This is a genomic window from Streptomyces sp. CHD11, assembly GCF_018638295.1.
Lineage (GTDB): Bacteria > Actinomycetota > Actinomycetes > Streptomycetales > Streptomycetaceae > Streptomyces.
Window position 1 is genome coordinate 193,853 of sequence record NZ_JABTTS010000002.1, and the last position, 22,757, is coordinate 216,609.

26 protein-coding genes and 1 pseudogene are annotated in these 22,757 nt (G+C 69.7%); 18 read left to right on the forward strand and 9 right to left on the reverse strand.

Going from position 1 to position 22,757, the window contains the following annotated elements:
• Positions 1-2: 2 nt before the first annotated feature.
• Entirely contained in the window at positions 3-1,202 is a 1,200-nt protein-coding gene (locus tag HTV45_RS02590; protein ID WP_215203929.1) for a hypothetical protein, read from the reverse strand.
• A gap of 292 nt (positions 1,203-1,494) precedes the next feature.
• Between HTV45_RS02590 and HTV45_RS02595 the strand changes: the two genes are divergently transcribed.
• Complete coding sequence (locus HTV45_RS02595; protein WP_215203930.1) at positions 1,495-2,046, forward strand: DUF2243 domain-containing protein; 552 nt, start codon at positions 1,495-1,497, stop codon at positions 2,044-2,046.
• Positions 2,046-2,891, forward strand: coding sequence for a cytochrome c oxidase assembly protein (locus HTV45_RS02600; RefSeq protein WP_215203931.1), 846 nt, complete (start codon positions 2,046-2,048; stop codon positions 2,889-2,891). Before HTV45_RS02595 ends, HTV45_RS02600 begins: the two co-directional genes overlap by 1 nt.
• An 88-nt stretch (positions 2,892-2,979) precedes the next feature.
• Here the strand turns inward: HTV45_RS02600 and HTV45_RS34750 are convergent, their stop codons facing one another.
• On the reverse strand, positions 2,980-3,102 hold the full coding sequence (locus HTV45_RS34750; RefSeq protein ID WP_285899600.1) for a hypothetical protein: 123 nt from the start codon (positions 3,100-3,102) through the stop codon (positions 2,980-2,982).
• Positions 3,103-3,187: 85 nt separating this feature from the next.
• Entirely contained in the window at positions 3,188-3,484 is a 297-nt protein-coding gene (locus HTV45_RS02605) for a metalloregulator ArsR/SmtB family transcription factor (protein ID WP_308309093.1), read from the reverse strand.
• A 279-nt stretch (positions 3,485-3,763) separates the two neighbouring features.
• Here HTV45_RS02605 and HTV45_RS33850 point away from each other — a divergent pair, with 279 nt between their 5' ends.
• Complete coding sequence (locus HTV45_RS33850) at positions 3,764-3,994, forward strand: winged helix-turn-helix transcriptional regulator (RefSeq protein ID WP_308309040.1); 231 nt, start codon at positions 3,764-3,766, stop codon at positions 3,992-3,994.
• Positions 3,995-4,285: 291 nt separating this feature from the next.
• Here HTV45_RS33850 and HTV45_RS35155 read toward each other — a convergent pair whose 3' ends face one another.
• Genes HTV45_RS35155 through HTV45_RS02625 form a run of 3 tightly spaced genes read right to left on the reverse strand, consistent with a single transcriptional unit; the run spans position 4,286 to position 6,432 of the window.
• Positions 4,286-4,615, reverse strand: coding sequence for a hypothetical protein (locus tag HTV45_RS35155; protein ID WP_368860767.1), 330 nt, complete (start codon positions 4,613-4,615; stop codon positions 4,286-4,288).
• A 48-nt stretch (positions 4,616-4,663) separates the two neighbouring features.
• On the reverse strand, positions 4,664-5,194 hold the full coding sequence (locus tag HTV45_RS02620; RefSeq protein ID WP_215203934.1) for a GNAT family N-acetyltransferase: 531 nt from the start codon (positions 5,192-5,194) through the stop codon (positions 4,664-4,666).
• Positions 5,179-6,432, reverse strand: a complete 1,254-nt coding sequence (locus HTV45_RS02625) for a helix-turn-helix transcriptional regulator (protein WP_215203935.1) — start codon at positions 6,430-6,432, stop codon at positions 5,179-5,181. The genes HTV45_RS02620 and HTV45_RS02625 overlap by 16 nt, the downstream gene beginning before the upstream one ends.
• 252 nt (positions 6,433-6,684) lie before the next feature.
• Here HTV45_RS02625 and HTV45_RS02630 point away from each other — a divergent pair, with 252 nt between their 5' ends.
• The 6 genes from HTV45_RS02630 to HTV45_RS02655 all read left to right on the forward strand — a co-directional run bounded on the left by HTV45_RS02630 (position 6,685) and on the right by HTV45_RS02655 (position 10,384).
• Positions 6,685-7,101, forward strand: a complete 417-nt coding sequence (locus HTV45_RS02630) for an ATP-binding protein (RefSeq protein WP_215204104.1) — start codon at positions 6,685-6,687, stop codon at positions 7,099-7,101.
• Positions 7,095-7,457: a hypothetical protein gene (locus tag HTV45_RS02635; RefSeq protein ID WP_215203936.1), complete on the forward strand. Its 363-nt coding sequence runs from the start codon at positions 7,095-7,097 to the stop codon at positions 7,455-7,457. The genes HTV45_RS02630 and HTV45_RS02635 overlap by 7 nt, the downstream gene beginning before the upstream one ends.
• Before the next feature lie 121 nt (positions 7,458-7,578).
• On the forward strand, positions 7,579-7,881 hold the full coding sequence (gene tgmA, locus HTV45_RS02640; RefSeq protein ID WP_215203937.1) for a putative ATP-grasp-modified RiPP: 303 nt from the start codon (positions 7,579-7,581) through the stop codon (positions 7,879-7,881).
• Positions 7,882-7,886: 5 nt separating this feature from the next.
• Positions 7,887-8,849 carry an ATP-grasp ribosomal peptide maturase gene (gene tgmB, locus HTV45_RS02645; protein ID WP_308309043.1) on the forward strand — a complete coding sequence of 321 codons (963 nt, stop codon included), beginning with the start codon at positions 7,887-7,889 and terminating at the stop codon, positions 8,847-8,849.
• Complete coding sequence (tgmC, locus tag HTV45_RS02650; RefSeq protein WP_215203939.1) at positions 8,839-10,026, forward strand: ATP-grasp peptide maturase system methyltransferase; 1,188 nt, start codon at positions 8,839-8,841, stop codon at positions 10,024-10,026. Before tgmB ends, tgmC begins: the two co-directional genes overlap by 11 nt.
• A gap of 31 nt (positions 10,027-10,057) precedes the next feature.
• Positions 10,058-10,384 carry a DUF6087 family protein gene (locus HTV45_RS02655; RefSeq protein WP_215203940.1) on the forward strand — a complete coding sequence of 109 codons (327 nt, stop codon included), beginning with the start codon at positions 10,058-10,060 and terminating at the stop codon, positions 10,382-10,384.
• A 165-nt stretch (positions 10,385-10,549) separates the two neighbouring features.
• Here the strand turns inward: HTV45_RS02655 and HTV45_RS02660 are convergent, their stop codons facing one another.
• Positions 10,550-11,158, reverse strand: coding sequence for a hypothetical protein (locus HTV45_RS02660; RefSeq protein ID WP_215203941.1), 609 nt, complete (start codon positions 11,156-11,158; stop codon positions 10,550-10,552).
• A gap of 302 nt (positions 11,159-11,460) precedes the next feature.
• Between HTV45_RS02660 and hemL the strand changes: the two genes are divergently transcribed.
• The 8 genes from hemL (at position 11,461) to HTV45_RS02700 (ending at position 20,249) form a co-directional block, all read left to right on the forward strand.
• The gene (gene hemL / locus HTV45_RS02665; RefSeq protein ID WP_215203942.1) at positions 11,461-12,777 is read left to right on the forward strand and encodes a glutamate-1-semialdehyde 2,1-aminomutase; all 1,317 of its coding nucleotides are present in this window, start codon (positions 11,461-11,463) and stop codon (positions 12,775-12,777) included.
• A complete protein-coding gene (locus HTV45_RS02670) occupies positions 12,774-13,466 on the forward strand; it encodes a histidine phosphatase family protein (protein ID WP_215203943.1) in 693 nt (230 codons plus the stop codon). Before hemL ends, HTV45_RS02670 begins: the two co-directional genes overlap by 4 nt.
• A gap of 156 nt (positions 13,467-13,622) precedes the next feature.
• The gene (locus HTV45_RS02675; protein WP_215204105.1) at positions 13,623-14,921 is read left to right on the forward strand and encodes a hypothetical protein; all 1,299 of its coding nucleotides are present in this window, start codon (positions 13,623-13,625) and stop codon (positions 14,919-14,921) included.
• Between the two features lie 66 nt (positions 14,922-14,987).
• Positions 14,988-15,668, forward strand: a complete 681-nt coding sequence (locus HTV45_RS02680; protein ID WP_215203944.1) for a TlpA disulfide reductase family protein — start codon at positions 14,988-14,990, stop codon at positions 15,666-15,668.
• 10 nt (positions 15,669-15,678) lie between these two features.
• On the forward strand, positions 15,679-16,452 hold the full coding sequence (locus HTV45_RS02685) for a cytochrome c biogenesis CcdA family protein (RefSeq protein WP_215203945.1): 774 nt from the start codon (positions 15,679-15,681) through the stop codon (positions 16,450-16,452).
• A gap of 4 nt (positions 16,453-16,456) precedes the next feature.
• Positions 16,457-18,199 carry a cytochrome c biogenesis protein ResB gene (locus HTV45_RS02690; protein WP_215203946.1) on the forward strand — a complete coding sequence of 581 codons (1,743 nt, stop codon included), beginning with the start codon at positions 16,457-16,459 and terminating at the stop codon, positions 18,197-18,199.
• On the forward strand, positions 18,196-19,308 hold the full coding sequence (gene ccsB / locus HTV45_RS02695; protein WP_215203947.1) for a c-type cytochrome biogenesis protein CcsB: 1,113 nt from the start codon (positions 18,196-18,198) through the stop codon (positions 19,306-19,308). The genes HTV45_RS02690 and ccsB overlap by 4 nt, the downstream gene beginning before the upstream one ends.
• 176 nt (positions 19,309-19,484) lie before the next feature.
• Positions 19,485-20,249 carry a CDP-alcohol phosphatidyltransferase family protein gene (locus tag HTV45_RS02700; RefSeq protein WP_215203948.1) on the forward strand — a complete coding sequence of 255 codons (765 nt, stop codon included), beginning with the start codon at positions 19,485-19,487 and terminating at the stop codon, positions 20,247-20,249.
• Here the strand turns inward: HTV45_RS02700 and HTV45_RS02705 are convergent.
• Positions 20,197-21,465: a hypothetical protein gene (locus HTV45_RS02705; RefSeq protein WP_215203949.1), complete on the reverse strand. Its 1,269-nt coding sequence runs from the start codon at positions 21,463-21,465 to the stop codon at positions 20,197-20,199. The genes HTV45_RS02700 and HTV45_RS02705 overlap by 53 nt on opposite strands.
• 271 nt (positions 21,466-21,736) lie before the next feature.
• Here HTV45_RS02705 and HTV45_RS02710 point away from each other — a divergent pair.
• A pseudogene (locus HTV45_RS02710) lies at positions 21,737-22,024 on the forward strand (hypothetical protein); the annotation flags it as partial.
• Between the two features lie 387 nt (positions 22,025-22,411).
• Here HTV45_RS02710 and HTV45_RS02715 read toward each other — a convergent pair.
• The gene (locus HTV45_RS02715) at positions 22,412-22,747 is read right to left on the reverse strand and encodes a PLD nuclease N-terminal domain-containing protein (RefSeq protein WP_215203950.1); all 336 of its coding nucleotides are present in this window, start codon (positions 22,745-22,747) and stop codon (positions 22,412-22,414) included.
• Positions 22,748-22,757: the final 10 nt, after the last annotated feature.

The window sequence follows — 22,757 nt, forward strand, 5'->3', positions numbered from 1 at the left end:
TCCTACTTCTCGCGCTGGGAGGGGTCGGGGTGCTCGCCCTCGGACTGGACGCGGTACTCGCGGCCGAACATGGCGTCGTGCTCGGCCATGACCCGGTCGCTCGGCGGGTCCTCCCCGCCGTGGATCTGCTCCTGCATCTGCTCGAACCGCTCGTGCGCCTCACGCACGTAGCCGGCGCCGAGCGTGGTCAGGTCCATCTGGGTGTCGAGCAGCTCGCGCAGATAGCCCTTGTTCGGCTCGAAGGTGAGCACGTTCGGCAGCTCGGGCGCCAGCACGGAGGCGGGGTCGCGGCCGTCGTGGCGGCGCATCAGGTCGCAGGCGGCGTGGAGGTGTTCCAGCTCCATGTTCAGGTGCAGCTCCCAGATGGCCTTGATCCTGGGGTCACTCTCCTGCTCCATGAAGGAGTGGTAGAGGTAGCACTCGTTGTACTCGTGGTTGACGAGCTGCTCCCACCACGTCTCACCCGGGTCGACCAGGGACTCGTAGTGGGTGACGTGCTCCTCCTCGATCAGCCCGATCTCCTGGTAGAGCTGACGGGCGATCGGCTCCATGTAGGTGGGGCCGGTGTTCATGTAGAAGTTCATGGTCTGCTGCTCCGCCGACATGATGGTCAGCGCGTGCAGCTTGGACAGCGGGTTCGTCCGGTCCTTGGCGTACGGGTCACGGACGTTGTCGACCGGATTGCGGTGGTGGAACCGGGTGGGACGGCCGGGCATGACCTCGGTGAGCCCGTCGACGATGGACTCGGCCTTGCGGTGCTCGATCATCTCGTACAGGTTCGCGTACCGGTACAGGTGGTCGAAGTCCTCCAGCACACCGAACTGGTACGCCTGCTTCAGATACGGGTCCGGCTCCATCCGCGCCACCCACGCCGTCAGGTCCACCGCTACCTGCTCGTAGGCGATCGTCGTCTCCAGCACCGAGGACACGCCGGGGAGCAGCCAGTTCACGACCTTCTGCTGCTGCGCCTCGATGTAGCGGACCCGCGCCAGCTGCCGCTTGATCTCGGGATCGCGCGTGTGCCGGGCGAGCTGGTGGCTGAACAGGATCGCCTCCACCTCGATCCCGTTCATCGTGATGATCCGGCACCGGGTGTACGGGTCGCAGTGGTCCGGGTCGATCGGGTCCACGTTCAGCTCACGCCAGTTGCGCAGCTGACGGTCCAGCGGGATACCCCGCTGCTCCAGGGGATTGAACGTCATGGGCATGCTCCTGAGGACGAGGGGGGACTCGCGCGCCGTGGGGTACCCCGTTCTCGGGCGACGAGCACAGACGTGGTCCTCAGTCTGTTCACGGGGGTCGCTTTCCGGCCACCGCTCACACCCGCGATGCGCGGGGTTCCCTCCAGCGGGCCAACCGGACGGGCGAAGCGGGCGCCGGACGGGCCGGGTGGCGGAGCGCCGCGCGCGTGAGTGCCGCGGACGGGGGAACCTGCGACCGAGGCGACTTCGAACGGCTTCCAGCGGAACCCAGGACCAGGAACGGAGAAGGGCGATGGCCACCACGGTGGGCGGGGCGCGGGCCGGCACGGGACAGCCGGTGAGTATCCGGATGCCGGGCATCGTGCTCGGAGTGGGGATGGGCGGATTCGTCGAAGGGATCCTGCTCCACCAGCTCCTGCAGTGGCACCACATGCTCTCCAGCACCAATCAGGACCGCATCGGGGTGAAGTACTACGACCCCGACACGGTTTCCGGTCTGGAGATGAACACCCTCTGGGACGGCGTCTTCCACACGGTGTGCTGGCTCGCGGTCCTCCTCGGCCTCGCCGTCCTGTACGCGCGGGTCACCCACGACCGGCGGCGGGTGTGGACCTCACGCGTGCTGTGGGGGTGGATGCTCGTCGGCTGGGGCCTGTTCAACCTCGTCGAAGGCCTTCTGAACCACCACATCCTGGGCATCCACCACGTCTACGCCGGAGACGGCCAGGTCTGGTGGGACATCGGCTTCCTCGTGCTGGGCGCCCTGCTGGTCGCCGGCGGCTACCTGCTCCAGCGCAGCGGCCGGCCCTTCGAGCCGGGCACTCCCACCGGCCGGAACGCCTGATGGACCACCACGTCCACGACCACGGGCACGACACGGGCGGCAGCCACACCGACGCTCTGGAGTGGCTGCCGCCCGCGCTCGCGCTGCTCGCCGCCGCCGGCCTCTACCTGCTGCTCGTCCGCCGGGCACGCCACCGCAATCCGGCGCTGGGCTGGAGCCGGTGGCGGACCGGCTGGTTCCTGTGCGGCGTCGTCCTGCTCGGCGCCGCGCTGCTGCCACCCGTCGCGCCCCTCGCGCACGCGGACTTCCGCGGCCACATGGCCCAGCACCTGCTCATCGGCATGTACGCGCCCCTCGCGCTCGTCCTCGCGGCCCCCGTCACCCTCCTGCTGCGCACGCTGCCCGCAGCGCGGGGACGGCAGTTGACCGCCGTACTGCACAGCCCGCCCGTCCGGGTGATCGCCCACCCCGCGGTCGCCCTGGCCCTGTCCACCGGCAGCCTCGCGGTCCTCTACTTCACCCCTCTCTACAACGCGACCGCGGGCAGCCTGGCCGCGCACTGGCTGCTGCACGCGCACTTCCTGCTCTCCGGCTGCCTCTTCGCCTACGTCATCGCCGGCCCCGACCCCGCACCGTCCCGCCCCGGCGTACGCGCCAGGCTGGTCTACCTCGGTGTCGCCATCGCGGTGCACGCGGTCGTCTCCCAGCTGATGTACGGCGGCTTCTGGGCCGACATCCACGCCCCCGTCCACCAGGTCCAGGGTGGTGCGCAGATCATGTACTACGGCGGCGACATCGCCGAACTGCTTCTGGCGGCCGCCCTGGTCGCCACCTGGCGCCCCGAGCCCCGGCGCACGGCGCACCGTGCGGCTGCCCCGTCCCGTGAGGTCACGGCACGCGCCTGACCCGACCGACCGCCGGACAGCACCGGTCGGGTCAGGTCAGGTCGGGCCGGGTCGACGGAGACGATGACGACGCCCTCGGGTATCCCGCTCACGCCGCCTCCGGCTTCACCGGGGCGATCTCGGCGATCGGGTCCTCGCCCGGGGTCTTTCTTGATCTCGCGCGAAGGGGGCGGACGGCCTCGACGCGGTCGCCCGCCAGGTGGGCCGGCACGGTGGCGGCCAGGGCAGCACCCCCATGTGCTGCCTGTTGCCTGCTGCCTGTCCGGCTGTGGTGACTGACCGCTGACCGGCAGCGGTCAGCCGCGCAGGTCGAGCATGGCGGCCATGGCCGTCACCACGGCCGGGGCGACCTGGTAGTAGACCCAGGTGCCGCGCCGCTCGGAGGTCAGCAGGCCGGCCTCGCGGAGCTTCTTCAGGTGGTGGGAGACGGTCGGCTGCGAGACGCCGACGTCCGCGATGTCGCACACGCACGCCTCCCCGCCCGGATGCGAGGCGATTTTCGAGAAGAGGCGCAGCCGTACGGGGTCCGACAGGGCCTTGAACATGGCGGCCATCTTCTCCGCGTCCGCCGGGGAGAGCTCCCCGGCGGTGATCGGCGGGCAGCACGGCACGGCGTCGCCGTCGGTGCAGGACGGCGAGTTCCACGACCTCTGATTTCGGCATGCATCTATATTGATACGCGTCGATGTGGGTGGCAAGCTCCGTGGCGTAGGCAGGTATCGACAGGCATCGAAACAGGGAGTCGTCGTGGCCACCACCCTCCGTACCGTGCTCACCGCGGTCCGAGCCCGCCGCACCGCCCGCCACCTGGCCGGCGTCAGCTTCTGCGACTGCTGCGCCCAGGTCGCGAGGGTGAGGGCGGTCGGTCGGGAGTGCTGTCGGCCGTTCGGCCGCCCGGGTGGCGCGGTCGCCGCCGACTCGAACGCAACGGGATGGTCGAGCGCCGCGTGCTGCCGACCTCGCCGGTCGGCGTCGAATACTCGCTGACCTCCCTCGGCGAATCCCTGCGCGAGCCGTTCGCCCACCTCTACGACTGGACCGTCGCGAACGCCTCCGAAATCCAAGCACGCCAGCGCGACTACGACCAGCGAGCCCCGCGCTGAACTGAGGGCTGTGGGCCGGGTGCGGATGGAGTCACAGCGGCTCACGGCCTGCCCCACGAGCTTCCCAGAGCTGGAGATACCCCCATTGACAACCACCCACAACACCGGCGGTGACAACAAGCCTGCCTTAAGTGACAACTACCGCGCTTCGGCTCATCTGGCCAGCTCAGACTGAGGATGGAAAGGGCTCACTGTTGCCCTTCAGCCTTGCGGCGCCGTAGCGAGCGCCTGCCGTGCGGCGCATGGTTGATGCGGAGCGCCTGCCCAGCAGCGAGTTGGAGAGCGGGATCGTCAGCCTGAGATTGCCCGAGCGACGTGATGCCGAACCCCGCGCCAGCGAGAGGTCCACCACGACTTCGAGCGCGGCCGGCACCTTCGGTACGAGGGCAGCTCATCAGCCGCCGCGTACCCTTCCAGCTCCTTCAGCGCCCAGGCGCGCAGTTGCCCGTGGTGGGCGTAGCCAGCCAGCATGATGCACCGCCGGAGGGCGGTAGCGAGAGATGCGGTGTCATCCAGGACGTCGCGCTCAAGCTGCTCCAGCCCCCGGATGTCGGGTGTCGTCACGGTGTCCAGTCTGCCCTGCCCCACTGACAGCACTGGTCGATTTCGTCGTCCTGGCACCTCGCCTTGCCATCAGCGCCGAGGGAGTCATGGGCTCCAGTTGCTGACTCAGTCCCGAAGGTCTTTGATCATGACCGCGTACACCGGTGAGTCGGCGAACGGTTGCTGCTCGCCGACTCTGGCGTATCCCCAAGTCTCGTAGAGCGCTTGGACCTTGGGGTGTGTGACGTCGACCAGCAGCACGGCGAGGTCTTCCGTACGTTCCTTGAGTAGCGCCTCGTGCAGGCGGTCGGCAATTCCCTGCTTGCGCCAGCTTGGGCGCACCATCACTTCGGAGACCGCGTAGGTGGAGGAGTAGCCGTTGTTCGGCTCGTACGCGGTGGAGCGCCACCATTCGCGGCCGGGGGCGAGCGGGGCGCCGTAGGCGAAGCCGACCGGTTCGTCTTCGTCGTACGCCACCACGCAGGAGAAGCTGTCCATGCCGGTCCAGTGGTCGACGAACCAGGCGAAGCGCTGGTGGAAGGGGTCGTCCATCTGGTCGGCGTAGGCATCGGCGTGTACGTCGATGAGCATCTGCCGGAAGCCTTCGGGAAGGTTTCCGTGCTGGAAGTGACGCAGGTCGGTCACGCTCGACTCCATTCGGTTCGCATGCGGTCTGCCCAGTCTCGTGCGTAGGAGGCGGAGGGAGCCATGACGAACAGGCCCCGGTGGAAGTCGCCCATGAGCGTGCGCATACGGCCGGGCAATGGGTCGCCATCCATGATGGTGAAGACGTCGGTGGCTGAGGCCGTGGCCTGTTCGGCCGCTCCCTGGTGGAGCTGTGCGAGGGCGAGCTGGGCGGTCGCGAGGGCCTTGTTGCGCCGGAAGGCGGTCGGGATCCTGGCCAGCGCGCGGTGAGCCATCGCTTCGGCATGAGGGTGGCGTCCGCTGTTGAACTGGACGATTGCGGCGAGGTGGTCAAGTTCGGCCTGCCCGTAGAAGGCGGTCCAGCGCGGACGCTCTCGGTCGGCCACCCTGGTGAAAGTGTCCTGGGCTGATCCCAGTGAACGCAGGCCCGCACGGCCGTCACCGAGAGCCGCGTACGCGAGGGCGACGCGGACTCGGCCCAGCGAGTCGAAGAACGGGTCTCGGCGAGCCGCTGAGGAGGCTTGCGCGGCCTGAGCTGCCGCGAGCGCCTCGGGCCAGTTCTGTCGCTGGTAGGCAAGCATCGAGAGGTTGACCCAGACCCGCATTTCGGTGGGGCCGTCCTGGGAGAGGCCGGCGTACGTCGCTGATTCGTTCAGGTAGCTCTGGGCCTGGTCGAGATTGCGGGCGTCGATGCAGGACCAGGCGGCGATGGTGGTGTACTCGGCGGCCAGTGCGTACAGGGCTCGGCGGACGCGTTCGCCGGCGTTGCGCTGCTGTAGTTCCAGCACCCTGGTGCGGCCCTGGGCGGCGGCCTTCTCCAGTGCCGTGTGTCCGCCCTGGCGGTCGTCGGCTTCGACAAGGGCGTTCATCCCGGCAGCGACCCGGGCCACGTCCGACATGCCGACGGTCCGGCGTTGCGCCGCCAAGGGAACGGCGGCAGCTGCGCTTCCGGTCGCTGAGGTGAGGAAAGTGCGACGCCGCACGGGGTCCTCCTGCGGGTGTTGCATGGTGCGTGGTGCGCTGAACCCTAAGTCCTCGACGGGACAACCGAACACTCGCTCCAGGGCTGCACATGTGCGTCCGATGGGGCGGCGGGAGGTCCCATTGAGGAGGTTGCGGATTGTGCGGTCGGACACGTCACCGGGCCTGCCGGTGATCTCTGCCAGCGCAGCGTTCATCCGACCAGCCAATTCTTCCTGGGTGAGCCCGAGTTCCTCCATCCGGCTCTTGAGGATGGCGTTCGCTCCCATGGACCGACCGTAGCCCTGTGGTCACTGGCCGAACCAGACCCGAGGTCATCGGAGCGTAAAGTCTTCCGGTTCGCGGAGGTACGGCGGGGCACGACATTTCCTGTTCGCCGTCGGCCAAGGGCCGTTGACTCGGTACCAGCCGTTGAGCGGGCGAGATTCACGTTCCTGCCTCTCGATGGCCTGGAGGAAAGCCCGCACCTGCGCACCTGTCGGGGGCGGGCGTCCCAGCCTCGGAGGGATGACCCCTTGACCATGACCGCCGCCACACCAACAGCGACCGGTGTCCCGGGCTACACCGAGACGATGCCGTGCGAGCCGGAGTCCGCGCGCCGCGCGCGTCTGCTTGTCTCCGCGGCTCTGGACACCTGGGGCATAGGCGAGTTGGCCGAGGTAGGTACTCTGCTCGTCTCGGAGCTGATCAGCAATGCCGTCGGCCACACGCCCTGTCGCGTGATCCGTGTGGCGATTCGGCGCGAGACGGCCGAAGTGATTCGGATCGGCGTTGCCGACAAATGCCGAGACACCCCGGAAATGGGTTGTCCTGAAGGTGACTCCGAGGGCGGCCGAGGTCTGCTCCTGGTGGAGTCGCTGAGCTGGCGGTGGGGCTACGACCTGCATCGTTGGGGCAAGCTCGTCTGGGCAGAGTTGCGGGTGCCGGCCGCATGCTGATCTCGCGTATCTCCTTACGACTCCTGCCCTCGGAGGAACTGGTCGGCGACCCGTTCCCGGACGCGTGCGTGCAGCTGGCCTTCGGCCCGACGCGTCCGTCTGACAAGGCCCGCGCGGTTGCTGTCCCAGAGCCGGTCCGGGTAACTCCCGCCGACCTTGTGCGGCTGCGCGTCGAGTCGGGTCTGGCTCTCGGCGAGATCCGCACGGAGATGCAGCGTGCCGAGATCGCGTGGCGGCAGCAGCTCAGCCGCCGGTACGGCGACGGCCGACTGGCAGTCGAGGCTCGCGCACCGGACATCAGCCTCCTTCAACGGGTCCTGGAGGGGTTGCGGAATCCCGGTCCGGTTTCGACGTAGGCCCCGGCACCTCTTCTTCCCGGCGCCCCTGGGACTCCCGCACAAGCAGGATCGTGTTCCTCGATGCCGTGCGGGTGAGCAAGTCGGACGAAAGACAGAACTTCTGACAGGAAGGAAGACCGTGTTCAACCACATGGATCGATTCCCCACGGGCAGCCCGCTGCCGCAGGGGCATCCGACGGCGGCCCCGTGGGGTCTTCGTCGCATCGCCCCGTACCCGCCCGTCGAGGGCCCCGCCTACGCGACGGTGACGCTGGATCCGGAGACGCAGACCGCTCGGTACTTCGACACTTCCGGGGCGCCCACCATGTCCCCGGGCCACGGCACATCCTCCGGCACGAATCCTGCGACCGGCACCACGGGCCAGGGCGACCGCAACAGCGACTCCCCGGACAGCGACACGGGGAACGACACCGACCAGTGACCGTGGTGACGAACGACGATCGTCCGGTCCTGGTCGTCACCAACCTCGACGACCCGACCGCGGACTTCGTGATCGCCGAGCTGCACGACCGGGGTGTCCCGGTCGTGCGGTTCGACTCCGGTGACTTCCCCGCCATTCTGTCGTGTTCGGCCACCATTGGCGGTACTGACAGGTGGTGGGGAAGCGTGCAGACCCCGAGCCGACGCGTCGACCTGGGCGCGGTGCGTTCCGTGTACTACCGGCGCCCCTCCGGGTTTGCCTTCCCCCACCTTGACAAGCAGGACGAACGGTTCGCCGTTGCCCAGGCGCGCTACGGGCTCGGAGGCATCCTGACCTCGCTGCCCGGCTGCCTTTACGTCAACCACCCCCATCGCATCGGCGACGCCGAGTACAAGCCAGCCGGGCTCGCGGCAGCGGCGGCGGCCGGCTTCACGCTTCCGCCGACGTTGATCACCAATGTTCCCGACGACGCGCGGGCCTTCATCAAGGCGCAAGGTGCCGTCATCTTCAAACCGATCTCGGTTCCGCTCTACCTGGTCGACGGCAAGGCCCAGACCGTCCCCGTGACCGCGGTGACCGCCGACGAGATCGACGATTCCGTGTCGGGAACCATGCATCTCTTCCAGAAGCGGGTGCACAAGGTTGCCGACATCCGGGTGACTGTGATCGGCGAGCAGATCTTCGCCGTGCGGATCGACTCCGGTCTCCTCGACTGGCGTACGGACTACGGCACTCACACATACACGCCGCTTGCTGCGCCACCCGCGGTGGAGCGATCGATGCGTGCCTATCTGAAGCACTTCGGGCTCGTCTTCGGGGCGTTCGACTTCGCTCTGACCGACCGCGGCGAGTGGATTTTCATCGAGTGCAATCCTTCCGGGCAGTGGGCATGGATGGAGCCGCCGACCGGTCTGCCGATGACTGCCGCACTCACCGATCTCCTGGAAGGAGGACTCCGTGGCCAGTGAAACCGACATCGAGACGGCCGCAGCCGATCTCCGGCGTCGGCTCGCCCGACAACTGGAGAAGGACGGCTGGCTGCGCTCGCCGCAGTGGCGGGCCGCCGTGGAGGCCGTGCCCCGCCATAGATTCATCCCGCGTTTCTACCGGGAGAGCCGCGCCCCGGGTATCACCACCTGGGAGCCGGTCACACCGGAGACGGTCGGTAAGGAGGAGTGGCTCCAGCGCGTCTACACCGACGAGACATGGATGACCCAGTTCGACGGCCGGGACATCGACTGGGCCGACCCGAAACCGATCAGCAACGCGATCCCGACCTCGTCGTCGACGTTGCCGAGCCTCGTGGTCCGGATGCTCGAAGACCTGGATGTGCAGGACGGTATGAATGTGCTGGAGATCGGCACCGGAAGCGGCTACTCGACAGCACTGATGTGCCACCGGCTCGGCAGCGAGAGCGTGACCTCGATCGAGACGGACAGGGGCGTGGCCCGACGAGCCGGCCGCGCCCTCAACGGATCCGGTCATACCCCCCACCTGCTGGTGGGGGACGGTCGAGCCGGCCACCCCGACGGAGCCCTGTACGACCGGCTGATCGCCACGTGCGGCTTCCGCAGCATCCCGCCCGCCTGGCTGGAACAGGTCCGGCCGGGCGGCCTCATCCTCACCACCCTTCGCGGCTGGATGCGTTCCCTCGGCCTGGCCAAACTCATCGTCACCGGTGACAGCGCGAGCGGCTGGTTCAGCGAGGACGACCCGAGCTTCATGATCGCCCGCCAGCAGGACGCACCGGAGAGCCTCGGCATGGTGCCGGGCCCCGACGACGGAACGGCACGGAAAGCCGTACGCGGGCCAGAGCTTCTCACTAGCTCCGGGTCGGCGTTCATGGCGCAGCTCGCGGCGCCGGACGCCCGCTTCTTCTCGATGGCGGTCGACGGCGGCCCGGTCAGCACGTTTCTACTGGACAGCGTTACCGATTCCTTCGCTGTCCTCGCTCCCACGGACGACGGCTGGCAGGTCCGTCAGGGCGGCCCCCGCCGCCTGTGGGACGCGATCGAGTCCGCGGTGGCCACCTGGGAGGAGTATGGCTCACCGAACACCGCGGCGTTCGGCGTGACCGTCTCCCGCGACCAGCAGGTCGTCTGGCTGGGGAACCCGAACGGCCCACGGTGGCCGCTACCCTCCTGAGACAGCCGCCACCGACGCGAGGAACGCCAGGATGGACGACGAACCGCTGACGGACTGGGCGGAACGCCGTGACGCGAAGATCGGCCGACTGCGCGCCGTGCCTGTCATGCCCGGCGACGGGCCCAGGGCATCACATCTGAATCCGGATGCGCCCCGCGCCATCGAGCGCTGGAACGGGCACACATGGGAGCTGTACGGATTCGCAGCCAGCCTGGTCGAGGCCCAAGCCATCCTGTACCCGGAGGCCAACAAGCCCTCACCCTCAGGGCCGGTGTCGAAGCCGCTCGGCTCCGGCACCGGCAAGCACCGCAAACCCCAGGCGCCCAGGCCGGACGGTGGCGGCCGGGCAGAGAGGTGATCAACGCCGCCGTGCCTGAGGCTGCGGCGGGCGAGGAGCAGCGGGATGCCCCTCGACGTAGTGCGTGCTGGCTGCTCGGGCTCGTGGGCCGGGTGCGTGGCGTTCGCCGAGGCGGCGGATGCGCCAGGTCAGTGCTTGTGCGGGGCTGTGGGTGTCGCCCCCGGCTCAGGGCCACACCAGGCAATAAGGCTGATGCCCCGCCTCATGCAGCCGATGCGAGAAGTCCTGCCACTCGTGCAGCAGCTGGTACACGTTGAACGCGTCCCGGGGGCCGCCCCGGTCCGGGACCGTGGACCAGATGAAGGCCGCCGCGCCGACCGCCTCCTCGCCGATGCCGCGCAGGGGGTCGACGACCGTCATGGGAAGCTTCACGACCGCGTAGTCCGGGTGCAGGACGACCAGTTCCAGGGGCGGGACCTTGTTCAGGGGGACGCCCTCGATGCCCGTGAGGACCATCGCGGCCATGGTCTCCGGCTTGATCTTGGTGAACATGCCGCCCATGCCGAGTTCGTCGCCGCCGAGTTCTTCGGGGCGCATCGAGATCGGGACGCGGGCCGCGGTGGCGCCGTCCGGCGCGCCGAAGTACTTGTACGTCACCCCCACCCGACCACCATTCCTGCTCTCCGACCCTCTCAGCGGGCCGATCCGATCGGGCTCGCCACGCGTCTCACGCGTCGCGTCCGGGTCCTCCACCTCGCGCCGGTGCTTTCCCCGCCTGGCACGCCGAGGACCCAGGTCGTCAGTCCCCTCGCCCAGTCCGCCACCGCGATGCATATCTCCACCCGACTGCTTTTCTAGGACGCGTGGCCCCCGCCGCGCAACCCGATCATCGTGACAGTGACCTCCCCCACGGTCGCACGCCGAAACGTGCGGTGAAACATCTTGTCCGGGAGGCCCTCGCAGCCGCCCCCCCCTGGCCGTGTGAGCTGTGTGTATCCGACGCCAGTTTCGCAGATCACGCCCGCACGGGGGCCGGATGCCGCAGGCCGCCCCTGGCCTACCCTGAAACAGGTCACACGTACCCGCAGCCCGGCGAGAGGCCGGGACGTCGGAGAAGGTCGGAGAAGTCGCAGGTCATGAGCGAACTGCCATATTCGTACGAAGCCCAAGCCTCGCAGGCGCTGTTCGATCGTGCCGCGGCCGTCACCCCCGGGGGCGTGAACTCGCCGGTGCGTGCCTTTCAGGCCGTCGGCGGCACGCCCCGGTTCATGGTGTCCGGAACGGGCCCCTATCTGACCGACGCCGACGGGCGCAGTTACGTCGACCTGGTCTGCTCGTGGGGTCCGATGATCCTCGGGCACGCGCACCCCGAGGTGATCGCCGCCGTGCAGGAGGCCGTGGCGCGCGGTACGTCCTTCGGTACGCCCGGTGAGGGAGAGGTCGCGCTCGCCGAGGAGATGGTCGCCCGGATCGAACCGCTGGAGCAGGTGCGGCTGGTCTCCAGCGGCACCGAGGCCACCATGTCGGCGATCCGGCTCGCGCGCGGTTTCACGCGGCGCGCCAAGGTCGTCAAGTTCGCCGGCTGCTACCACGGCCACGTCGACTCGCTGCTCGCCTCCGCCGGCTCCGGGCTGGCCACCTTCGCGCTGCCCGACACGCCCGGTGTCACCGGCGCGCAGGCCGGCGACACGATCGTGCTGCCCTACAACGACCTCGACGCCGTGCGCGCCGCGTTCGCCGCGCACCCCGGTGAGATCGCCTGTGTGATCACCGAGGCGTCGCCGGGCAACATGGGCGTCGTCCCGCCGCTGCCCGGGTTCAACCAGGGCCTGAAGGACGCGTGCGCCGCGAACGGCGCGCTGTACATCTCCGACGAGGTCATGACGGGCTTCCGTACCAGCCGGGAAGGCTGGTACGGCGTCGACGGGGTCCGGCCCGACCTGATGACCTTCGGGAAGGTGATGGGCGGCGGCTTCCCGGCCGCGGCCTTCGGCGGGCGCGCCGACGTGATGGGTCACCTCGCCCCGGCCGGGCCCGTCTACCAGGCCGGCACCCTCTCCGGGAACCCGGTCGCCACCGCCGCCGGGCTCGCCCAGCTGCGGCTGCTCGACGACGCCGCGTACGAGAAGGTGAACGCCGTCTCCGCGCGGATCCGGTCGCTGGTCACCGAGGCGCTGACGAAGGAGGGTGTCGCGCACACGCTGCAGAACGCCTCCAACATGTTCTCGGTCTTCTTCACCGACCGGCCGGTGCGCGATTACGACGACGCCAGGACTCAGGAGTCGTTCCGCTACACCGCGTTCTTCCACTCGCTCCTCGCCGACGGTGTCTATCTGCCGCCGTCGGCGTTCGAGTCCTGGTTCGTGTCCACGGCCCATGACGACCGGGCCGTCCAGCGCATCGCCGACGCCCTTCCGGCGGCGGCCCGAGCGGCAGCGGAGGCCACCGCATGAGCACCCCCGAGAAGGACGACGACCTCACCGTCGTCCACCTGATGCGGCACGGCGAGGTCGAGAACCCGGACGGCGTGCTGTACGGCCGGCTGGCGGGCTACCACCTCTCCGAGCTGGGCCGGCGCATGGCCGACCGGGTCGGGGAGCATCTCGCCTCCCGTGACATCACCCATGTCGTCGCCTCCCCGCTGGAGCGGGCGCAGGAGACGGCCGAGCCCATCGCCAAGGCGCACGGCCTGGACATCGCCACCGACGAGCGGCTGATCGAGGCGGAGAACGTCTTCCAGGGCAAGACCTTCGGCATCGGGGACGGCGCGCTGCGCCACCCGGCCAACTGGAAGCACGTCGTCAACCCGTTCAAGCCGTCCTGGGGCGAGCCGTACGTCGATCAGGTCGTCCGCATGACGGGCGCGCTGAACGCGGCGAAGGACGCGGCGCGCGGACACGAGGCGGTGCTGGTCAGCCATCAGCTGCCGATCTGGATCGTGCGGTCCTACGTCGAGAAGCGGCGGCTGTGGCACGACCCGCGCAAGCGGCAGTGCACCCTCGCCTCGCTCACCACCTTCACCTACCGGGGGGACGGCATCGTCTCCGTCGGCTACAGCGAGCCGGCCCGCGATCTCGTCCCCGCGCATCTGCTGGCGGGTGCCAAGCCGGTGAAGGGGAAGGGAAAGGCCTTCGGGGCCTAACGGCCGCAGTGTCCGGAAGGTGACGCGCTCCCCGCGCTTCGTTGCGAAACCGCCGCAAGCGAGGGGGAACCCGGTTCGCCGTCACGTCCTCTGAAGAAGTGACCACCAGAGGACGTGACGAAGGGGAACGCCATGGGCGCTCTCTCCCGCAGGGGAATGCTCGGGCTCGGCGCGGGAGCCGGTGCCGCGGCCGCCGTCTCGCTGGCCGGCTGCGGCGGCTCGGGCCCGGACGGCGCGGTCCCCGGCGACGGTTCCCGCTCGGGCGGCGACCGGTCCGGGACCCCGAGGCCGAAGCCGACGAGGACGGCCCGTCCGATCGGTGACGGCTCCACCTCCTTCACCGGCAGGCAGCCCCACCAGCCGGACCGGCCGGTGCCGCTGGAGCCGGGTCAGACGCCCCCGCAGTTCGTCGTCTTCTCCTGGGACGGGGCGGGTGAGGTCGGCAACGGGCTCTTCCCGCGCTTCCTGGATCTCGCCAAGGAGCACGGCGCGTCCATGACCTTCTTCCTCTCGGGCGTGTATCTGCTCCCCGAGTCGAAGAAGCGCCTCTACGACCCGCCGAACAACCGGCGCGGCGCCTCCGACATCGGCTACCTCACCGACGAGCACATCAAGGACACGCTCAGGAACCTCCGCCGTGCCTGGCTCGAGGGCCACGAGATCGGCACCCACTTCAACGGCCATTTCTGCGCCGGCTCCGGCAGCGTCGGCAACTGGACGCCGCAGCAGTGGCGCAGCGAGATCGAGCAGGCCATGTCGTTCGTGAAGGAGTGGCGCACCAACTCCGGGTGGACCGACGTCGAGTCCCTGCCGTTCGACTACGACAAGGAGCTGACCGGCGGCCGTACGCCCTGCCTCCTCGGCCAGGACAAGCTGCTGCCCACCGCCCGCGACCTCGGCTGGCGCTACGACGCCTCGTCGCCGGGCGGGCGGCAGGTCTGGCCGTCGAGGAAGAAGGGCATCTGGGACCTCCCGCTCCAGCAGATACCTTTTCCCGGACGTTCCTTCGAAGTCCTGTCGATGGACTACAACATGCTCGCCAACCAGTCCCTCAACACGACGAAGGCGCCCGCCCACAACTACCCGGGCTGGCGCGAACAGGCGGCCGGATCCTACATATCCGGCTTCGAGCGGGCCTACGAGTCGAACCGGGCACCCTTCTTCGTCGGCAACCACTTCGAGGAGTGGAACGGCGGCATCTACATGGACGCCGTGGAGGAAGCGCTCCGGCACATCGCGCGGGAGAAGGAGAAGGGAGGCGACGTGAGGCTCGTCTCCTTCCGGCAGTTCACCGACTGGCTGGACGTGCAGAAGCCCGAGGTGCTGGAGCAACTGCGCACCCTGGACGTGGGGCAGGAACCGGCCGGTGGCTGGAAGGCGTTCGCGAAGGACGCCGCCGGCTCGGCGGGAGCGGGCGGGGGCACCGGGGGAACGGGCGCCGGCAGCACCGCCTGATATGCGGATTTCCGCCCGAGAGGGGGGTGCGCAAGATCCCCTGAACGGGCATGCGAAACTTTTCACATGAGTGCCGCCAGCCGTGCCCCCCAGCGCTCGGACCGGGCCCCCCGGAACCCGGGCCGCGCCACCCGCTTCCGTGGTCGCGCCGCCCTGGCGACCCGCTTCTCCCGCCGGGCCACCCTGGCCGCCGGCGCCGCCGTGACCGCACTGCTCGTCTCCGCGTGCGGCTCGGGCGGGACGTCGGGCGGAGGCGGGGACACCAACTTCGTCGCCGGCACGGACGGTATCTCCACGGTCCCCGCGGGCAAGCGCGTCGCCGCGCCCGAACTGTCCGGGAAGACGCTCGAGGGCGAGCAGCTCGACGTCGCCGACCACCGGGGCAAGGTCGTCGTCCTCAACGTCTGGGGCTCCTGGTGCAACCCGTGCCGTGCGGAGGCCAAGTACTTCGCCGCCGTGGCCGAGGACTACGCCGACCAGGACGTGCAGTTCGTCGGCATCAACACCCGGGACGGCAGCACCACGGCAGCCCTCGCCTTCGAGAAGGACTTCGGCATCCCGTACCCGAGCCTGTACGACCCCACGGGCAAGCTGATGCTCCGCTTCGAGAAGGGCACCCTCAACCCCCAGGCCGTCCCGTCCACCCTGGTGCTGGACCGGGACGGGAAGATCGCGGCCCGCTCGCTGACCGCGCTCGACGAGGAACGGCTGCTGAAGATGCTCGAGCCGGTCGTCGCGGAGAAGTGAGAGCAGCGACGTGACGCCCCTGTACACGCTCGCCGCCGAGACGGGCTACAACGGCACGGTGCTCAACGGCGCCCTGCTGGTGGCCCTCCCCATCGCCGTGCTCGGCGGGCTCGTCTCCTTCTTCTCGCCCTGCGTCCTGCCCCTGGTCCCCGGATACCTCTCCTATGTCACCGGTGTCTCCGGCACCGACCTGGCGGAGGCCCGGCGCGGCCGGATGGTCGCCGGCGCGTCCCTGTTCGTCCTCGGCTTCACCGTCGTGTTCGTCTCGGGCGGCGCCTTCTTCGGCTACTTCGGGCAGACCCTCCAGGAACAGTCGGGCGTCCTGTCCAAGGTGCTCGGCGTCCTCATGATCCTCATGGGCGTCTTCTTCATGGGCCTGATGCCCTGGCTCACCCAGCGCGAGTTCCGCTTCCACAAGCGGCCGGCGGCCGGACTGGCCGGCGCCCCCGTCCTGGGCGCCCTGTTCGGCATCGGCTGGACCCCCTGCATCGGCCCCACCCTCGCCTCCGTACTGACCCTCTCCGCTCAGCAGGAGAGCGCCGGACGCGGCGCCGTACTGACCGTCGCGTACTGTCTGGGGCTGGGCCTGCCCTTCGTGCTGGCCGCCGTGGCCTTCCGCAAGGCGCTCGGTGCCTTCGGGTGGATCAAGCGGCACTACGTCTGGGTCATGCGCGTCGGCGGCTCGATGATGATCGTGACCGGTGTGCTGCTGCTCACCGGCGCGTGGGACAGCCTGGTGGCTCAGATGCAGACCTGGTCCAACGGTTTCACGGTGGGGATCTGACCCGATGAGCGACACCACGACGGACAACACCCCGAAGACGGCCGGCGACGACCAGGACCTCGGCGCCGCCGGCTCCCAGCTGTCCACCGCGCCCAAGGAGGAGCCGGCCCACCTGCCCTCCCTGGGCGTCATCGGCTGGGCCCGCTGGTTCTGGCGGCAGCTCACCTCCATGCGGGTCGCGCTGCTGCTGCTCCTGCTGCTGTCGCTCGGCGCGATCCCCGGCTCACTCATCCCGCAGACCGGCATCGACGCGACCCAGGTCGCCGACTTCCGTGAGCGGCACGACATCCTCGCGCCCCTCTACGACAAGCTCGGCCTGTTCAACGTCTACAGCTCGGTGTGGTTCTCGGCGATCTACATCCTGCTGTTCATCTCCCTCATCGGCTGCATCGTGCCCCGCACCTGGCAGTTCGTGGGCCAGTTGCGCGGCCGCCCGCCGGGCGCGCCCCGGCGGCTGACCCGGCTGCCCGCCCACACCACCTGGCGCACCGGGGCCGCACCCGAACAGGTCCGCGAGGCCGCGCTCGCCCTGCTGAAGAAGCGCCGCTTCCGCGCCCACGCCGTCGGTGACGCCGTCGCCGCCGAGAAGGGCTACCTGCGCGAGGTCGGCAACCTCCTCTTCCACATCGCGCTGATCGTGATGCTGATCGCCTTCGCCTGGGGCCAGCTCTTCAAGTCCGAGGGCAACAAGCTGATCGTCGAGGGCGACGGCTTCGCCAACACGCTCACGCAGTACGACGACTTCAAGTCCGGGAACCTCTTCACCAACGAGAACCTGGAACCGTTCAGCTTCGACGTCGAGGAGTTCACCGGCACCTACGAGCGCACCGGCCCCAACAAGGGAACGCCGCGCACGTACGAGACGGAGCTCACCTACGCGAAGGGTGCGGACGGCGAGGAGAAGAAGGCCCTCGTCAAGGTGAACAAGCCCCTGGAGATCGGCGACGCCAAGGTCTACCTCGTCAGCCACGGCTACGCGCCCGTCCTCACCGTCCGCGACGGCAAGGGCGAGATCGTCTACCAGGACGCGGTGCCGCTGCTCCCGCTGGACTCCAACGTCACCTCCCAGGGCGTGGTCAAGGTCCTCGACGGCTACCGCAACCCCGGGGGGAAGAAGGAACAGCTCGGCTTCAACGCCTTCTTCGTGCCCACCTTCGGCGGCTCCGCCAGCGGCACGATGCTGTCCCAGTTCCCGGCGCTGGACTATCCGGTGCTCGCCCTGTCCGCCTACCACGGCGACCTGAAGGCCGACTCCGGCATTCCGCAGAGCGTGTACCAGATGGACAAGACCAAGATGAAGGAGTTCAAGGACGCCGACGGCGAGCTGTTCAAGCAACTGCTCATGCCCGGCGAGACCATGACGCTCCCGGACGGCGCGGGCTCGGTCACCTTCGAGAAGGACATCAAGGAGTGGGCCGGCTTCCAGATCGTCCAGGAGTCGGGCGCCGGCTGGGCCCTCGGCGCCGCCGTCGCCGCGATCGCCGGCCTGGCGGGCTCCCTGTTCATCCAGCGCCGCCGCGTGTGGGTGCGCGCGGTCGAGGGCCCCGACGGCGTCACCGTCGTCGAGATGGCCGGCCTCGGCCGCAGCGAGTCCGCGAAGGTACCGGAGGAGCTGGGCGACCTCGCCGGCCTCCTCTACGACCAGGCGCCCGGCGTCCCGGACCCCGTCCCGGACGACGCCGCCCCGGACGCCTCCGACCCCACCGATTCTCAAGCCGCACCTGCCGAAGGGGCTGAGCAGCAGTGATTGTCGCCGCCGCGACCAACGAGAACCTCGCGGAGATCAGCAACGTGCTGATCTACTCCGCGATGGCCGTCTACACCCTGGCCTTCTTCGCGTACATCGCCGAATGGCTCCTCGGCAGCCGCAGCAGGGTCGCCCGTACGGCCGCGGCCCTGACCCCCGGGGCGGCGGCGAAGACGGCTGCCCCGGCCGTCACCGTGAAGCAGGCCGGCGGCACCGCCGTACTGGAGCGGCCGAAGGTCGTCGTCCGTGCCGCGGCCGGCTCGCGTGACGTGCCGGACGGGCCCGGAGCGCACGGCGGGGACGAGAAGGGCGACCTCTACGGGCGGATCGCCATCTCCCTCACCGTGCTCGCGTTCGCCCTCGCCTTCGGCGGTGTGCTCACCCGCGCGCTGTCCGTGGAGCGGGCGCCGTGGGGCAACATGTACGAGTTCAACATCACCTTCTCCACGACCGCGGTCGGCGTGTACCTCGTCCTGCTGGCGCTGAAGAAGAACGTCCGCTGGCTCGGCCTGTTCCTCACCACCTCGGTCCTCCTCGACCTCGGTCTCGCCGTCACCGTCCTGTACACCGAGAGCGACCAGCTGGTCCCCGCCCTCCACTCGTACTGGCTGTACATCCACGTCTCCACGGCGATCCTGTGCGGCGCGGTCTTCTACGTGGGCGCGTTCGCCACGGTGATGTACCTCTTCAAGGACTCCTACGAGAACAAGCTCGCCAACGGTGGCAAGCCGGGGAGCTTCGCGACCTCGTTCCTGGAGCGGCTGCCCGCCTCCTCCTCCCTGGACAAGTTCGCCTACCGCGTCAACGCGGCCGTGTTCCCGCTGTGGACGTTCACGATCATCGCGGGCGCGATCTGGGCGGGCGACGCGTGGGGCCGGTACTGGGGCTGGGACCCCAAGGAGACCTGGTCCTTCATCACGTGGGTGGCCTACGCGGGTTACCTGCACGCCCGCGCCACCGCCGGCTGGAAGGGCCGCAAGGCCGCGTACCTCGCCCTGGCCGCCTTCGGCTGCTGGCTGTTCAACTACTACGGAGTGAACATCTTCGTCTCCGGCAAGCACTCGTACGCGGACGTGGGCCTGGGCGCGCTGCGGGCGGCCGGCTTCTGACGCACAGGGGGTGAACCCAGCCCTTCCGGCGTTCGGGGAGCGGGGTCCGCGGCGGAGCCCCGGTTCCGGTCCGGGAAGGGGCGGCGGGGGCGGGGATCCTCCGCCCGTACCCCCTCTGTACCCTGGCCCGATCACCGCCGCACGCGCGGCAGTTGGGCTCTGGCGGAAGGAACGACATGGGTGCTCCGGTACTGGAGGAGCTGCGGGAGGTCTGCCAGCCGCAGGCCAAGATGGAGAGCCGCAACGGCGAGCACTGGGCCGGCCGTCTCTACATGCGGAAGATCTCCCTGCGCACCACCCGCCACCTGGTCCGCACCCCCGTCACCCCCGACCAGCTCACCTGGACCATGGTGGTCTGCGGAGTGGCCTCCGGCGCCGCCCTGATGATCCCCGGCCTGACCGGCGCGATCCTCGCCGTGATCCTCATGCAGCTGTTCCTCCTTTTCGACTGCGTCGACGGCGAGGTCGCCCGCTGGAAGGGCCAGAACAGCGCGACCGGCATCTACGTCGACCGCCTCGGCGCGTACCTCGCCGACGCCGCGCTGCTGGCCGGCGCCGGCTACCGCGCCGCCGAGTCGGGCGCCGGCGGCTGGCTGTCGGTCGGCATCGCCACCGCCCTCGGTGTCGTCCTGCTCAAGGCCTCCACCGACCTGGTGGACGTCGCCCGCGCCCGCCGGGGCCTGATGGTCGCCGACGACGAGTCGACCCGCCCCCGCTCGCAGGGTGTCGCCACGATCCGCCGTCTCGCCGCCGCGTTCAAGATCCACCGTGTGACGAACGGTATCGAGGCGTCCCTCGTCCTCCTCGTCGCCGCCGTCGCCGACGCGGTGACCGACAGCATCGACCCGACCCGCTGGGCCCTGGGCGCCCTCGCCGTGATCACCTGGGTCATGGTCCCGGCCCACCTGCTGTCGATCCTGTCGTCGTCCCGCCTGCGCTGACGGCGCTCCGCGGAGGGGCAGCGCCCACGACCTCCGCGAGCAGGCCGTAGTACTCCGCGGGCCGGGACTCGAAGTCGACCCGCGCGGCCAGCCCCGCCGGGTCGCCGTCCATCCCCCGCAGGAGATCGACCGACACCTGACCGAAGCGCTCCACGTCGCCGTGCCGCTCCGCCTGGAGCAGCAGCGTGCGCAGCTCGGCCACGGCTGCCGGCACACCCTGACGCTGCTCACGGCTCGCGTCCAGCATCCGCCTCCACCCCGCGGCGGGCGCGGCTGCGGCCAGCTGCTGCTCCAGCAGGCCGGCCAGCCGTTCGCCGGCCTCTGCCGTGCTGCGCGCCGCCGGTCCGGCTTCCACCAGCACCCGGAGCGCGTTGAGCAGCGCCGCGGTACGCGGACCGGGCGGGTCCGTGTCCAGCGGCACCGTCGTGTCGGCCCGTACTCCGGCGGCCTTCCGCCGCGCGGCGGCCGACACCTTCTCGGCCGTACGCCGTCCCACACCGGAGGCCTCCGCCACACCCCACGTTCCGGCGTCGAGCACGTCCTGAACGCTGCGTATGCCGCCGCGTTCCAGCTCCTTCGCGGGCAGGAGCACGAGGCCGGCCCGGCGGAGCTTCGCGACCGGCATCCGCTCCAGCCGCTCGCGCACCGCTTCCTCGTACAGCGGCGTCCAGGCGTCCCGGACCGCCCGCACGGCCCGCGCATGGTCCTCGCTGACCCGGGCGGCGATTCCACGCAGCCGCCCGGCCAGGCGGACGACGCGTGGGCTGACGCCGCTCAGCCGGGACAGGGAGCGGATGTTCCCGCCGATGACTCCGATGGCCAGCAGCAGTGTCCCGACCGCCACCAGCGTGTCGGACGCCGTGCTCCAAGCGCCGCCGGGCCATTCCTGCTCCGGCGAGAACAGCTCGCCCCGGTCCGGCCCTTCGGCGATCACCCAGCCCGAGTCCCAGCCGATGGCGATGTTCGGCTGGTAGTTCGGCGACTTGAGCGACGGGGACCGGTCCGCGTCACAGAGGTACGGCCCCTCGTGTCTGCCGGTTCCGTACGGATCCTCCCACTGGACCCTGCACGTCCCGTCGGACCTCTCGCTCAGCACGGTCAGGTCGACCTGCTTCAGCTCGGGGTACTCCGGAGCGGCCAGGAACACGGCGATCGAAGAGCCGAACAGCACCAGCCCCACGGCCACGACCCACCGGAAGAAGGGCACATGCTTCATCCCGGACCCCGTTTCGTTCGTCTTCCACGCCCCCTGACGTGCCCCTCACCCTGTCCGGGGCGCATCCGTCCCGGCAACGACGGAAACCGGCAGTCGGTACGGGCCCGGTCCTGCCTGCCCCCGGCAGTCCTCACCTCCGGCGGTACGGCGGCGCGCCTCCATACTCCGCGCTCCGATGCCGGCGCGGCAGCACGTTCGCGTCCGTCCCCGCCGTACCGTCGAACCCGGTCCTGGCCCGGTGCTGGTCGTCAGCCGGTCCGCCTGGGCGGTGTTCACCGCACAGGGCCTGGGCAAGCACCCGGCCAAGCACCTCTGGAGGAACCTGGTGGCTGTGGACCTCTCCTTCTACAAGTCGTACCTCGTCGAAGAGATCCGGGAAGAAGCCCGCGCCGAGGGTCGTGCCGAGGACGTTCTGCTCGTCCTGGAGCAGCGAGGCCTCGACGTCTCCGACGACGTCCGGAGTCGTATCACGGGCTGCGCCGACGCCGATGTCCTCCGTCGGTGGCTCGCCCGTGCCGTCACCGTGCCGAAGGCCGAGGAGATCTTCGCAGAGGAGTGATCCGACCGGGCCGCGCTCGGGGGCACGGGCTTCGTGATCAGCCGGCTCCGTGCTGACCGACCGCCAGATCCGGTCCGGCAGGACATCCGCGTACGAGGGATTCGAGGATCGAGACGGGCAGGGGCGCGAACTCTCCCGACACGACGTGCCGGCTCACCCACGCCGAGAGCGGGGTGAGCCGGGCTCCTGGGCGTCACTGCGGCAGGAGACCCGAATCGCGTTGGTCGCGGAGGAAGGATACGGCCGCACGAGGGCCTCGACGCCGGTGCGGGCGGACGGCAGTGGCGGAACACCTGTCACTTCGGGCAACCGGAGCGGGGACCCAGGGATTCGTCCGGACGCTCCGGCGTCAGGAAGGGAAACGTGGAGCCGGCCTGTGCGGGCCGGTCAGCCGGCTCCGCCGCGGTCGCCGTCCCCCGGCTTGTCGTCCTTGTCCTTGTCGTCGTCCAGCGACTTCAGGAAGTCGGGGTTGTCGTCCGGAGCCACCCACTGCCGGCGGCCGCCGCCGCCCCCGCCCCACACGGAGCCGCCCTCGCCCGCGGGGTGCCGCTTCTTGCCGGCGATGATCCAGGAGAGGGAGCCGACCAGCGGAAACACCAGCACGAGGATCGCCCACAGTGGCTTGGGCATGTGGCGGATGTCCTCGTCCTTCGTGCTGATGCAGTCGATGAACGCATACACACTCAGTGCCAGTGGCACGAGGAACATCAGCACCCGCAGCATGGGGCCTCTC